General features: G+C 67.4%; 12 protein-coding genes. 8 read left to right on the top strand and 4 right to left on the bottom strand.

The window, feature by feature from the left end:
* Positions 1-38: 38 nt before the first annotated feature.
* On the top strand, positions 39-1,484 hold the full coding sequence (locus tag V6Z91_RS06865; protein WP_338768368.1) for a dihydrolipoyl dehydrogenase: 1,446 nt from the start codon (positions 39-41) through the stop codon (positions 1,482-1,484).
* Positions 1,485-1,644: 160 nt separating this feature from the next.
* The gene (locus V6Z91_RS06860) at positions 1,645-2,757 is read left to right on the top strand and encodes an HD domain-containing phosphohydrolase (RefSeq protein ID WP_338768366.1); all 1,113 of its coding nucleotides are present in this window, start codon (positions 1,645-1,647) and stop codon (positions 2,755-2,757) included.
* A gap of 10 nt (positions 2,758-2,767) precedes the next feature.
* Here V6Z91_RS06860 and V6Z91_RS06855 read toward each other — a convergent pair whose 3' ends face one another.
* A complete protein-coding gene (locus tag V6Z91_RS06855) occupies positions 2,768-3,250 on the bottom strand; it encodes an AtaL-like protein (RefSeq protein WP_338768363.1) in 483 nt (160 codons plus the stop codon).
* 138 nt (positions 3,251-3,388) lie between these two features.
* On the opposite strand from V6Z91_RS06855, the gene V6Z91_RS06850 reads away from it, so the two are divergent.
* From V6Z91_RS06850 to V6Z91_RS06835, 4 genes are all read left to right on the top strand, one after another.
* Complete coding sequence (locus tag V6Z91_RS06850) at positions 3,389-5,461, top strand: UvrD-helicase domain-containing protein (protein WP_338768360.1); 2,073 nt, start codon at positions 3,389-3,391, stop codon at positions 5,459-5,461.
* Complete coding sequence (locus V6Z91_RS06845; protein ID WP_338768358.1) at positions 5,458-5,670, top strand: SlyX family protein; 213 nt, start codon at positions 5,458-5,460, stop codon at positions 5,668-5,670. Before V6Z91_RS06850 ends, V6Z91_RS06845 begins: the two co-directional genes overlap by 4 nt.
* Before the next feature lie 137 nt (positions 5,671-5,807).
* Complete coding sequence (locus V6Z91_RS06840; protein ID WP_338768356.1) at positions 5,808-6,368, top strand: porin family protein; 561 nt, start codon at positions 5,808-5,810, stop codon at positions 6,366-6,368.
* 18 nt (positions 6,369-6,386) lie between these two features.
* Positions 6,387-8,039, top strand: coding sequence for a phosphoethanolamine--lipid A transferase (locus V6Z91_RS06835; RefSeq protein WP_338768354.1), 1,653 nt, complete (start codon positions 6,387-6,389; stop codon positions 8,037-8,039).
* Here the strand turns inward: V6Z91_RS06835 and V6Z91_RS06830 are convergent.
* Positions 8,032-8,667, bottom strand: a complete 636-nt coding sequence (locus tag V6Z91_RS06830) for a response regulator transcription factor (protein ID WP_338768351.1) — start codon at positions 8,665-8,667, stop codon at positions 8,032-8,034. The genes V6Z91_RS06835 and V6Z91_RS06830 overlap by 8 nt on opposite strands.
* A complete protein-coding gene (locus V6Z91_RS06825) occupies positions 8,664-9,896 on the bottom strand; it encodes a histidine kinase (protein WP_338768350.1) in 1,233 nt (410 codons plus the stop codon). Before V6Z91_RS06825 ends, V6Z91_RS06830 begins: the two co-directional genes overlap by 4 nt.
* A gap of 188 nt (positions 9,897-10,084) precedes the next feature.
* On the opposite strand from V6Z91_RS06825, the gene V6Z91_RS06820 reads away from it, so the two are divergent.
* A complete protein-coding gene (locus V6Z91_RS06820) occupies positions 10,085-10,936 on the top strand; it encodes a type 1 glutamine amidotransferase domain-containing protein (protein ID WP_338768348.1) in 852 nt (283 codons plus the stop codon).
* On the opposite strand, the gene V6Z91_RS06815 is transcribed toward V6Z91_RS06820, so the two are convergent.
* Entirely contained in the window at positions 10,914-12,224 is a 1,311-nt protein-coding gene (locus V6Z91_RS06815) for a GMC family oxidoreductase N-terminal domain-containing protein (RefSeq protein ID WP_338768346.1), read from the bottom strand. The two genes, V6Z91_RS06820 and V6Z91_RS06815, sit on opposite strands and share 23 nt — an antisense overlap.
* A gap of 75 nt (positions 12,225-12,299) precedes the next feature.
* Here V6Z91_RS06815 and V6Z91_RS06810 point away from each other — a divergent pair, with 75 nt between their 5' ends.
* The gene (locus tag V6Z91_RS06810; protein ID WP_338768344.1) at positions 12,300-13,691 is read left to right on the top strand and encodes a hypothetical protein; all 1,392 of its coding nucleotides are present in this window, start codon (positions 12,300-12,302) and stop codon (positions 13,689-13,691) included.
* The last annotated feature ends 52 nt before the right edge of the window (positions 13,692-13,743 follow it).

Below are 13,743 nucleotides of genomic sequence, written 5' to 3'. Positions count from 1 at the left end.
CGTGGTGGTGTACGATGCGGGAAATTCCTGGAGGAACAATGAACCTGATTCGTTGCGACGTGGCGGTCATTGGTGCCGGTACCGCCGGCCTGTCCGCCTACCGCGCCGCGCGTGCCGCCGGCAAGCATGCGGTACTGATCGAAGGCGGTCCCTACGGCACGACCTGCGCGCGCGTCGGCTGCATGCCCAGCAAGCTGCTCATTTCCGCTGCCGAGGCGGCGCACGCGCTGCATGCGGCGGCCGGGTTCGGCGTGCATGCGGGAACGGTGCGGATCGACGGCCCGGCCGTGATGGACCGCGTGCGGCGCGAGCGCGACCGGTTTGCCGGCTTCGTCGTCGAGAATGTCGAAGGCTTGCCGGCCGCGGACAAAATCCGCGGCTATGCCCGCTTCGCGGCACCGGACCGCCTGGTGGTGGACGACCACACCGAGGTGCAGGCCGAGCGGATCGTCATCGCCACGGGTTCCACGCCGATCGTGCCCGAGGAGTGGGCCAAGGCCGGCCCGCGCGTGATCCACAGCGACGCCGTGTTCGAATGGACCGACCTGCCCGGCTCGGTAGCGGTGATCGGCACCGGCGTGATCGGCCTGGAGCTGGGCCAGGCGCTGCACCGCCTCGGCGTGCGCGTGGCCCTGTACGCGCGCGGCAACAGCATCGCGCAACTGAGCGACCCCGCGGTGCTCGCGGAAGCGGCCAAGGTATTGCGGCAGGAGCTGGACGTGCGCTTCCAGACCCAGGTGGTGTCGGTACAGCCGGACGGCGACGGGGTGGTGCTGACCACGCGCGACGGCGCCGGCAACGAGCGGCAGGAGCGTTACGACTACGTGCTGGCGGCGATCGGGCGCGCCCCGAACGTGCAGGCATTGCGCCTGGACCTGGCCGGCATCGAGCGCGACCGCCGCGGCGTGCCGCTGTATGACCACACCACGATGCAATGCGGCACCAGCCCGATCTTCATCGCCGGCGACGCCAACGATGAATTGCCGCTGCTGCCGGAAGCGGCCGACCAGGGCAAGATCGCCGGCCACAATGCCGCGCTGTACCCGGACGTGCAGCCCGGCCTGCGCCGCACGCCGCTCGCGATCGCGTTCACGGAGCCGCAGATCGCCACGCCGGGCGCGCTGTGGCGCACGCTGCACGGCAGCCACGAAGGCCGCTTCGCCATCGGCGAGGTATCGTTCGCCAACCAGGGGCGCAGCCGGGTGATGCTGCAAAACCGCGGCATGCTGCGCGTGTATGGCGAATACGGCAGCGGCCGGTTCCTGGGCGCCGAGATGATCGGCCCGCGCGCCGAGCATATCGGCCATCTGCTGGCGTGGGCCGTGCAGGCCGGGTTGACGGTATCGGCCATGCTCGACATGCCGTTCTACCACCCGGTGGTGGAAGAGGGCGTGCGCACCGCGCTGCGCGACCTGGCCGAGGCATTGAAGCACCCGCCGCCCGAACCGCCGCAGCCGTGCCCGGACTGCACACCGGGAACGTAGCGAGGAGTGCAATTCGGCTGGCTTAAAAACAACATGTATTGATATACCCAAAGGAAATTGCTGCGGGATTTCCTTATTGCTATAGACTATTGACATATAGCAAGAATCGCCAGCGGTATGCTCCGTAAAGTCATACGCGCAGGCAATATTTGGGGACATCATGACGATACGGCGACTGACCAGAAGCGACCTGCGGGTGGGCGAACTGCTCGCCTGGAACGTATTCGGGGAAAACGGCGCGCTGCTGGCACGCAAGGGCTTCATGCCGTCTTCCGATGCGCAGGCCGATAGCCTCGTCGAGCGGGGCTACGTCGATGACCCGGCCGTTCCCGCGCCCGCCGGCGCCAGCACCGAGCCGCCCTCGGTGCTGCGCCTGCTGAATCACGCGGTAGCGGAACTGGAGCCCCTGCTGCACCGGATCGCCGCCGGGGGCGCCGGCGTGCAGGCCGAGCTGGAGCAGGTGGCGCTGCTCGTGGCCCAGGCCGTGGAGATCCATCCCGAGGTCGCGGCCGCGTGCATCCTGCACAACCAGCGCGCCGCCCCGTACGCGGTGCGGCACTGCATCGATACCGCCGTGGTGGCGCAGATCGTGGCCCGCGCCGTGAAGCGCCCCGCCGCCGAGATGCAATCGATGACACTGGCCGCGCTGACGATGAACGTGGCGCTGCTGCGGCTGCAGGACGAGCGCGGCACCTTGTCCGACGAGGAAAAAGCCCTGGTGCGCAGCCATCCGGAACGGGGCGTGGCGCTGCTGCGCCAGGCTGGCGTGACCGACCCGCTGTGGCTCGACTGCGTGCAATCGCACCATGAAAACGAAGATGGCAGCGGCTACCCGCGCGCGCTGGTGGGCGACGCCATCGCCTTGCCGGCCAAGCTGGTCGCCTTGGCCGACCGCTACTGCGCGCGCGTGTCGGACCGGCCGTACCGCAAGCCGATGCTGCCGAACGCCGCGCTGCGCGACATCCTGCTCGAGGCGCGGCATGCGCTCGACGCGCAACTGGGCGCCGTGCTGATCCGCGAACTGGGCATCTACCCGGTCGGCACCTTCGTGCGGCTCCTCAACGGCGAGGTGGGCGTGGTCTCGCGCAAGGGCCTCAATTCGACGACACCCTGGGTGCAATCCTTCATCGGCCCGCGCGGCGCGCCGCTCGACGTCTTCCTGCAACGCGACACGCGCGGCGACCTGTCATCGATCCGCGACGTGCTGTCCGCCGACCAGGTGGACGCGAACATTCGCATGGACCAGGTGTGGGGCAGGACGGCGCTGCCCTGACGCCATCACATCAATTCAGGGTTGCGTCCAGCCGGCCTTCTCCGGCCAGTTCGCGCAGCACGCGGATCGTGTCGATATCCGATTCCTGGTAGGCCGAGCGCCGGAAATCGTCGAACATCGCGTTTTCCTCGTCCTCGCGGGCGTTGTGGGCATCCTCGTACTCGAAGCGCACGAACAGGTGGTCCTGGCCGTGCGATTCGATCGTCATCGTCAGGCTCGACTTGCTGATCTCGCCCTGCGCGTCCACCTCGTAGCGGATGCGGTTCGGGTATTCCAGCACCACCGTATCCTCGATCACCAGGTCCCCGTAACGCTGGGTACGCTTGAAGCCCCTGGCGGTGCGCTCGCCGATGTGCACCTCGTCCAGGTGGGGCACGAACAGTTTCGGCGATTCGGCGCGCAGCACGAGCCCGCGCCACAGTTGCTCGTGCGAGATGGTATCGATCAGCGGATTCAGCGGATCGTTGATTTCAATCAGATGTTCGAATTTCATAGGATGGCAAAAATGTCGTGAGCCGAATGCCACTATATTCCTTCGGAGCGGGAAATATCAATGCCGAGGCGGTAGAATGGCGGACTGCGTGACCGGCTGTGCCTGCTTCTATCACGCTTGAACCCTACATTTCTTCCCATGTCCAACGCACCCAGATTCGGCCTGAACGGGCCGCAAAGCGAAGCCGTGCTGTATCTCGACGGTCCCGCCCTCGTGCTGGCCGGCGCCGGCTCGGGCAAGACGCGCGTGATCACGCAGAAGATCACCTACATGATCGAGGAGCGCGGCTACGATCCCCGCACCATCGCCGCCCTCACGTTTACCAACAAGGCCGCGCTCGAGATGCAGGAGCGGGTCGCCAAGCTGCTCAAGCAGCCCAAGCAGGCCAAGCTGCTGACCGTGTCCACCTTCCACTCGCTGGGCGTGAAGATCCTGCGGCAGGAGGCGAACCACCTGGGCCTGAAGGACCGCTTTTCCATCATGGACAGCGACGACTGCTATTCGCTGGTGCAGGACATGGCGCTCACCACCGACAAGGGGCTGATCCGCCGCATCCAGAACGATATCTCGCTGTGGAAGAACGGCCTGGTGACGCCCGAAGTGGCGATCCGCAACGCCAAGGACGAAGATGAGGCGCAATCGGCGCGCATCTACGCCAGCTACGTCGCCACGCTGTCGGCCTACCAGGCCGTGGACTTCGACGATTTGATCCGCCTGCCGGTGGAACTGTTCCGCGACAACGAGCCGGTGCGCGACAAGTGGCAGCGCCGCCTGCGCTACCTGCTGGTCGACGAATACCAGGATACGAACACCTGCCAGTACGAGCTGCTGAAACTGATGGTCACGGGGATCGGCAAGAAGCCCATGTTCACGGCGGTGGGCGACGACGACCAGGCAATCTACGCCTGGCGCGGCGCCTCGGTGGAAAACCTGGCCAACCTGCAGGTCGATTTCCCTGACCTGAAGCTGATCAAGCTGGAGCAGAACTACCGCTCCACCACGCGCATCCTGCAGGCGGCCAACGCGGTCATCTCGAACAACCCGAAGCTGTTCGAGAAGGCGCTGTGGTCCGAGCACGGCCTGGGCGAGCCGATCAAGGTGCACGCGATGGCCAACGACGAGCAGGAAGCCGACCAGGTGGCCATCATGATCTCGGCCGACCACTTCGAGCGCCGCAACAAGTGGTCCGACTACGCGATCCTGTATCGGGGCAACCACCAGGCCCGCATCATCGAGCAGGCGCTGCGCAACCAGCGCATCCCCTACACGATCTCGGGCGGCCAGAGCTTCTTCGACAAGGCCGAGATCAAGGACATCATCGCCTACCTGCGGCTGCTGGCGAACCAGGACGACGACCCGGCCTTCATCCGCGCCGTGACCACGCCGCGCCGCGGCATCGGCCAGTCCACCCTCGAGGTGCTGGGATCGTTCTCCGGCCAGTGGCAATGCTCGCTGTTCGAAGCCGTGTTCAAGGGCGGCATCGAGGCCAAGCTGAACGACCGCCAGCTCAAGCCCCTGCGCGACTTCTGCAACTTCATCAACGACCTGGAAGCGCGCGCCAGCCGCCCCGGTCCGTCCGGCAGCGGCGATAACGCGGCCCAGGTGCTGGACGACCTGATGGAAGCGATTCACTACGAGCACTACCTGTACGACACGCTCGAGGAGCGCGCCGCGCAAAGCAAATGGCAGAACGTGCTGGATTTCGTCAGCTGGCTGAAGGACCGTGGCCGCGGCGGCAAGGAGCGCGACGGCGAAGAGAAGAACGTACTGGAACTGACGCAGATGGTCGCCCTGATGTCCATGCTGGAAGGAAAGGACGAAGACCCGGACGCGATCCGCATGTCCACCCTGCATGCCTCGAAAGGCCTGGAATACCCCCACGTGTTCCTGGTCGGCGTGGAAGAGGGCATCCTGCCGCACAAGGGCGACCCCGACGCGCCGGTCGAAACGCTGGCCCAGCGCATCGAGGAGGAACGGCGGCTCATGTACGTGGGCATCACGCGCGCTCAGCGCACGCTGCAGCTCACCTGGTGCAAGAAGAGAAAGCGCGCCGGCGAGCAGGTACACTGCGACGTTTCCCGCTTCATCGCCGAGATGCAGCTGGACGTGGGCGATGCGCCGCCGAAGGAAACCGAGGTGATCTCGCCGCGCGAACGCCTGGCCCGCATGAAGGAATTGCTGGCCACCTCCAAGCCCAAGGAAATCACGTGAACCCCGAAGACCCAACCATCGAACGCTTCGTCGACATCGAAATCAAGTTGGCGCACCAGGAAGACCTGGTGGAATCGCTGAACCAGCGCATCTACGAACAGCAAAAGCAGATCGACCAGCTCGAAGCCATGATCGCCAAGCTGGCCGAGCATGTGCGCACGCGCGACGCCGCCCAGGCGCCGCTCAACGAGCGGCCGCCGCACTACTGATCGCAAGCCGGCACGCCAGTGCCGTTCGTCATGCCCTTGGGCCATGACGGATGGCACATGTGGCAAATCACCCTGTTTCCTACACTGCGCCAGCGATGTGGCCGGATCGTCCGGCTGCACGCCAGTGAAAGGAAAACATGAAACACAAGACTCTCGTCGCGCTGCTGCCGCTGCTGGCGGTATTTGCCGCCTCTTCCGCCCTCGCCCAATCGTATGCCGGCATTTCGCTCGGCAAGCGCGGCACGCAGCAATGGCGCGAAGCTTCCGGCACCGTGCTCGAGCCGACGGACAAGGCGGTGCCTGTTACCGTGTACGGCGGCTGGCATCTGAACGACACCTGGGCGCTGGAAGCAGGCTATGCGCGGCTGTCGGACGCCGATTACGCCACCGCCGGCGGTAAAACGTCGGCCCGCTCCGGCGCGCTGTACGCGGCCGGCAAAGCCACCTTCCCCATCAACGACAAGCTGGCCTGGTACCTGAAGGGCGGCGTGGCGCGCAATTACCTGGTGCTGAAGACACCCGGCGGCCGCGAGGAAAAGGAGCACAACTTCCGCCCGATGGGTACCGTGGGCATGGAATACCGCGTCACGCCGCGCGTTGCCGCGGTGGCCGAACTGGCTTCCTACGGCAAGATCGAAACGCCCAAGGCGCGCATGCGGCACAACGTGCTTCAGCTGGGCGTGCGATTCGATTTCTGATGCACGCCTGGCCGAACCATGCAAACGCTGCTCGCGCGGCTGGCCCTGGCGCCGCGGTGGCCCGGCGCCCAGCCAGGCCCTTACACGGCGGAACAGTTGATCGTACTTTCCAGCCTGTACTGCTGCATCTTCCTCAACAACGGCTTCTGGCGCCTTGCCCTGGGGGGCGCCACGCTTGCCGGGCTACGTGACTGGTTGCTGCCGGCGGCGCTGTTCGCGGTCGTCACGGCCGCGCACTGCCTGCTGTTCGGCATGCTGGCGGCGGGGCGCGCGGCGCGGCCCGTGCTGGCACTGCTGCTGCTTGCCGCCGCGCCGGTGTCGTATTTCACGTCGCGCTACACGGTGTATGTCGATCCCGCCATGGTCGGCAATGTGCTGCACACCGATGTGCGCGAGGCATCCGAATGGTTCAATGCCGGCCTGCTGTGGCACGTCGCCTGGGCGGGAATGCTGCCCGCCACATGCGTGCTGGCCGTGCCGATGCGCCGGCGGCCCTGGCGCGAAGCCTGCCGGGCACGCATCGTTTTCCTGGCCGTGGTGCTGGCCGCAGGGGGCGCCATCGTGCTATTGGCCGCGCGCGAGCTCGCACCGCTGGTACGCAATCATCCGCAGTTGCGTTACCTCGTCACGCCGGGTAACCTCGTTACGTCCGCGCTGCGCCATGCAACGGCCAGGACGGGCATGGACGATGCGCCGCGCCACCCGGTCGCGCCGGATATTGCCCGTGGCGCGGCCTGGGCCAGCTTCGACAAGCCGCTGCTGCTCGTCATCGTCGTCGGCGAAACGGCTCGCGCGGCCAATTGGGGCCTGAACGGCTACCGGCGCGACACGACCCCGCACCTGGCCGCCGCCGGCGGCATCAATTTCACGGACGTGACTTCGTGCGGCACGAGCACCGAAGTGTCGTTGCGCTGCATGTTCGCCCCGTTCGGGCGCGCCGGCTATAGCGAGCGCCGGGCGCGCACCCACGAATCGCTGTTGCACGTACTGGAGCGCGCCGCAATACCGACCGCATGGTTCGACAACCAGAGCGGCTGCAAGGGCGTATGCGCGGGGCTTGCACAGCATCACCTGGCGCAATCCTGCCCGGGCGGCTGCCTCGATGAAGTGCTGCTCCAGGGGCTGGCGCCGCATCGCCTGGCAGCGGGCCGGCCCCAGGTGATCGTGCTGCACCAGATCGGTAACCACGGCCCGGCGTATTTCCGGCGCTATCCGGAGCGCATGGGGCGCTTCCAGCCGGCCTGCGCGAACGAGGATTTCGGCCATTGCACGCGCGAGGAGATCGTCAACGCCTATGACAATGCGCTGGCGTATACCGACCACGTGCTGGGCCGCGCCATCGCCGCGCTGCGCGAGCAGCGCACGCATCACGCGGCACTGCTGTATCTGTCCGACCATGGCGAATCGCTCGGCGAAAAAGGGCTGTACCTGCATGGCATGCCCTACGCGATCGCGCCCGCGGAACAGACCAGGGTACCGATGTACCTGTGGCTCTCCGACGGGTTCGCGGCACGTACCGGCATCGACATGGCCTGCCTGCGCCGCCAGGCCGGCGCACCGCGCAGCCACGACGACCTGTTCCACTCGATACTCGGCATGCTGCATCTGGCCACGCGCGACTACCGGCGCGCCAACGACTTCACGGCGGCGTGCCGTGGCGGGATCAGATGATCTCCAGCTCGATCCCGCGCAGCACGGCGCGCACGCGGTCGCGCACGCCCAGCTTGGCCAGGATGCTGGACACATGGTTCTTCACGGTGCCTTCGCCGCAGCCCAGGTTGGCGGCGATCTCGCCGTTGCTGAGGCCTCCGGCCATCAGCGCCAGGATTTCGGTCTCCCGGCCGGTCAGGGCGCTGACGCCGGCGGGGACAGCCACCTGGCCGCGGCGGAACGCGGCCCGCGTGCGCTCGGTCAGGGCGGGACGAAACAGTGTTTCGCCTGCCATCACGGCCCGGATTCCGTCGGCCAGCCGCTCCAGCGAGATATCCTTCAACAGGAAGCCGCGCGCCCCGGCACGCATGGCATCGAACAGGGCGTCGTCGTCGTCGAACGTGGTCAGCATGATCGTCGGCGGCAGCGCCGCCGCTTCGCGCAGCAGCTCCACGCCGCCGCGGCCGGGCATCCGCACGTCGAGCAGCAGCACGTCCACCGCCGTCTCGGCCAGCATGCGGGCCGCCTCGTGGCCATCGGCCGCTTCGGCCACCACACGGATATCGTCCGTCAGGTCCAGCAGGCCCCGGATGCCGCTCCGCACGAGCGTCTGGTCGTCCACCAGCGCTACCCGGATGACGGGGATCACGCCGCGCCTCCCGGCAGGCGCATTTCCAGAGCCAGCCCGGTGGGCCTGCCGGCCGCGATGAGCAGCGCGCCACCCATGTCCGTCAACCGTTCCCGCATGCCGCGCAATCCGTTGCCTTCCACGATGAGCGGGTTGCCCCGCCCATTGTCGGCCACGCGAGCGACCGTCATGCCGGCGCTCGATTGGAGCTGTATCGTCAGCTTCGTCGCGCCGGCATGGCGCAGCGCATTCGTGACCGCTTCCTGGATGCAGCAGAACAGCGCGTGCGCCACATGGGGCGGATGCTGCGCGGCGTCCGCATCGATATCGAGCTCCGTTTGCAGCGCCGGCAGGCCCGCACACAGGACGCGCAATGCCTCCTCCAGGTCGATTGCCTGGTCGCGGCGGGCATGCGTGACCACGCCGCGCACCTGGGCGAGCAAGTCCTGTCCCAGCCCACGCGCCGTGCCGAGTGCCGCCGGCGCGTTGCTGCCGGCCTGGCGCACTGCCAGGTCGAGGTGCAGGTTCAGCGCGGTCAGGTGATGGCCCAGGGTGTCGTGCAGGTCGCGCGCGATGCGCATCCGCTCTGCCCCTCGCAGCGTTTCACCCAGCAGCGTCTGGGTGGCCAGCACCTGGGCATGGGCGGTGGCAAGGGCAACGCGGGACCGGCGTTCGCGCAGCACCAGGTCGGCAATGTAGAAGGCGGGGCAGATCAGCAGGCGCTCCAGGGAGAGATAGGCGAACATCGACCAGCGCAGCGCATGTTCGACACTGGCCTGGGCCGTGGCGACCAGCGCTGCGTCGGCCGCCACACCGAGCAGATACATCACTGCCAGCCAGCGCAGGCCGGTGCGCGTGGGCAGCAGCAATGCCAGCTGCGCCGCCACCAGCATATGGAACACCAGGGAGTCCATCGCCAGCGCGCAGGCCAGCTGGCCTGCCAGGCACAGGAAGCGGCGGTGTGGCCATACCGTCCTGCTTGCGCCGTATGCCATCGCGGCGCATGCGCACGTCACGATGGCCTTGCCGGCTACATACAAGTCGAAAGTCAGTGCATTGACCCCCGTGTCGGCGACCCGCTTCGCGATCACGTAGCCCAGTTCGCCGATCGGGTTGTGCAGCGAGGTGCGGCCGAACCCTTCCGTGAGCACGGCAACCAGGTCGAGCGATCCGAACATCAACGGCCCCGCCATCGCGATCGCCCATGGGGGCAGCTGGAGGATTTTCAGTCCGGCGAAGAGTTGGCGCATTGTCGGATCGGCAATTGAAAGCGGCATTGTAGTGTGCATTGGCGGCAAATTGGGCATCCGGAGATCGCTTCCGTTCGCGGGCGGGGCAGGGACTTTGCTCTGTAACGCAAAAATCAAATGCTATCGAACGCATTTATGTCCCGTCGCAATCTGAATACAGTGTGCGCTTTGCAAAACGAGGAGCACGAATGAAACGATTGACAAAGCTTGCCGCCGGCGCCGCGCTGCTGGCCGCAGCGCTGGGCATGCATGCGGCGCAAGCTGCCAATGTGCTGGTCCTGCTGTCCGACGCGCACGAGCTGGACCTGAAGGATGGCAAGCGGTACCCGACCGGCTTCTTCCTGAACGAGCTGATGGAACCCGTGAAGATGTTGCTGGACGCGGGCCACCAGGTCGCGTTCGCAACGCCCGAGGGGCGCGCGCCGGCGGTGGACAAGGTGTCGGAGGATGTTCAGTACTTCCATGGCGGGGCAGCGGCCTATGCCGAGCATCGCGCCTTGCTGGACAAGCTGGCGCTGACATCGCCGGCACGCTCGCCGGTAGTCAGCCTGGACCGCATCGAGCAGCAGGGCTATGGCGCCTACGATGCAGTCTACGTACCAGGCGGCCACGCACCCATGCAGGACCTGATCCGCGATCCCCGCGTGGGCCGCCTGCTGTCCGCGTTCCACGCCGCCGGCAAGACGACCGCGCTGACCTGCCATGGTCCGGCCGCACTGCTTGCCACCGTCGCGCAGCCGGACTTCGTGGCGCGGCTGGAAGCGGGCCAGCCGGTCTCCCGGCCTGCCTGGATCTACGCCGGCTACCGCATGACGGTGATCAGCAATGTGGAAGAAGAGCAGGCCAAGGGAGTATTGAACGGTGGCGCGATGAAGCTGTTGCCGCAGAACGGTTTGCAGGCGGCTGGTGCCGACTACCGCAGCAATGCGCAGCCGTGGACGCCGTTCGTGGTGGAAGATCGCGAGCTCATCACGGGCCAGAATCCCGCGTCCGCGGCGGACGTGGGCAAGGCGCTCCTCAAGCGGCTGGGCGCTCACTGAGGGCGGTGGCAAGATGCCGCCCTAGGCGCCGGCCGAGACACAGCAAGGTCAGCGTGGGCGGCAGCCCCCATGGCGCGGGCAGCACGGCGGCGTCGCAGACGAACAGGCCCGGCATGCGCGTTTGCAGGCCCGTATCGACCACCTTGCCGATCTGCGCCGTGCCGCCCGGGTGCGCGGCGAAGTGATGGCTGCCGAACACGTGCTTCGCGCCCGCGTGCAGCAGGACGTCGCGCGCGATCGCGATGCCGCGCTCGAACTTCGCACGGTCCGCCGCCGTGAGGGTCTTGTCCACCCAGCGCGGGCCGACGCCGCCGCCCGTATCATCCGCGATCTTCACCATGATCGACAGCGTGCGCGCGTGCGCATGCAAGCGGTCGAAGCGGCCCACCTGCGCCGCGAAAGCCTGGTACATCGGGCGTGGCAGCGCCAGGTCGGCGAACGACAGGCCTTCCTCCGGCAGCGCGAACCCGGCCGCCATCGGTACCTCGGCACCGCCTTGCAGGTCGCCGACCGTGCCCATCACCGCCACCACCGGGTCGCTGAAGAACGGCACGCTCGCCGGCCCGAGCCCGGAGCTGTGCAGCAGCCGCGGCGTGCCGATGCCGCCGGCCGCCAGGATCACGAGCGGTGACAGCACCGTGTGGGGAGCGCCCTCGTGCGTGACTTTCACGCCAGCCGCGCGGCCGTTCTCCACGATCACGCGCTCCACGCGGGTGTCCGCCGCCAGCACGGCACCATGGCGGCAGGCTTCGTCGATGAAGTCGCGCGCCGTCCATTTCGCGCCGAACGGGCAGCCGTACACGCAGCGCCAGCAGCCGGTGCGGCATGCCTGGGGGCGGATCATCTTGTCCAGCTTGCGCCAAGGAAGGCCGGCCGCCTGCGCCGCCGTGGCGATGCGGCGTGCCATCGGGCCGACGAGGTTGTCCGGCAGGGCCCCGAGCGGCAGCTCGGCGCGCAGCGCCCGTTCGTCGTCCGCCAGGTCGATGCCGTAACGGGCGAACAGCGCGGCGGGCGGCGCCGCGGCCGTCGCGAAATTGATCGTGGAGCTGCCGCCCGCCGTGATGCCGCGCACCAGCAGCGACGCGTCGCGATGGAAGAACGCCCCCTTGCCGGGTACTGCCGCCATGCCCGCCATCTGCGTGAGCGTGCCGGCCACCGGTGCGGCGCCGCCCTGTTCAAGGATCAGCACGCGCGCGCCGGCCGCGGCGAGCGTGCGCGCGACACTTGCGCCGCCGGGGCCGGAGCCGACCACGATAGCGTCATACAAGGAACCGATAGAGCGAGGCATGTGGCGATCGTACCACTGGAAGTTGGCGCCGTGCCGGCATCGGGTTATCATTTCATGTTTCCGCAAGGCACTAAAATGGCCACAGACGACAGCGACGTGCAGGACGCCCCGTCCTTCCTGCTCCACCTCGGGCTTGCAAGCGATGCCGACGAGCGGTCGATCCGGCGCGCGTATGCGCGGCAGCTGAAGCAGATCGACCAGGACCGGGAGGTCGAGGCATTCACGCGACTGCGCGCGGCATACGAGCATGCGCTGGCGTGGGCCGCGATGTCGGGCGAGCCGGTGGCGCAGGAAGACCATGCGCCGGCACCTGCCGCGCCGTCCGCGGCATTGGAAACGCCGGAGGTGCCGCATGCCGCTGTTCCGCTGCCGGATGCAACGGTACCTGATGCGACGGTACCTGATGCAACAGTGCGGGATGCGACGGTACCGGATGGCACGGTACCTGATGCGACGGTACCTCATGCCACGCTGCCGGCGCCAGGCGAGGCCGCCGCCGAGGAATACGGGCGCTTTGACGCCGTGTTCGACGCGCTGGTGGAGGAAGGCACGCCTGGCCTGCGTCCAGCGGTCGATGCATTGCGGCGCAGCCTGGCCAGCGATGCGCTCGTGAACCTCGACGAAGCGGCGGCATTCGAGTTGCATCTCGCCGCGCGGCTGGCGGATGGTTGGCGGCCGGGCCACGAACTGCTGCTGCCTGCCGCATGCGAAGTGTTCGGCTGGGAGCAGGACCTGTCGCGGCTGGCGCGCATGGCTGGCGTTGGTCTGGTGCTGCATCACGCGCTGGACGAAAAGGGCATGCTGGACAGCCTTCCCGCCGACGAGATCGAGGCGCAGGAACAGGTGCTCCTGTGCCTGCGGCACGATGCACAGCTCGACGGCGAAGCAAAGCAGCGCCTGTATCCGGCTTTCATGCGCCTGGGTTCGGGCGCTCCCATGTGGCTGCGCCTCGTTGCCCCGGCGGAGGTTGCCGCGCGCTGGCGGCAGGAACTGCACAAGGAACTGCAGCAGGCCCGGTTGCACGACGAGTTGACCGCCGGCCTGATGCCGCCATCGAAACCGACGCCGCTGTTCCTCGCCGTGCTGCCGTTGCTCGTCATGGTCACGCTCGTGCTGCTGCTGGTCGCAGCGCGTAGCCGCTCGTCGACGCTTTCGCAAAGCGACATCGAACAGACGGTTACGAGTTCAGCCCAGCCTGGCCCCGCCGGCCGCACCGTGCTGCCGGACGAGTACCAGCAGCGCATCCAGCAAGGCATCGACTACCCATACGGCCCCGCCGGACTGCCGCACACGGCCACCTACGAGGTATTCCTCGACGCGAACAAGGACGTGCTCTCGGTGTTCTCCGCCAGCCGAGGGAAAAACGTTGGCTACGATGCGGCGGTGGAGCAGGCGGTGCGCAAGGCACAGCCTTATCCCGCCGACATGGCGGCGATCTTCACTGTCACCGTCGCACGGCCGCAATAACGGCGGCGGCAGATCTCAACCGTGCCACGGGCACGCCGCATACACTTATCGG

Source organism: Massilia sp. METH4 (assembly GCF_037094685.1).
Taxonomy (GTDB): Bacteria; Pseudomonadota; Gammaproteobacteria; order Burkholderiales; family Burkholderiaceae_D; genus Rugamonas.
Note: the sequence above shows the minus strand (reverse complement) of the source record. Positions and strands in the feature narration are given on the sequence as shown.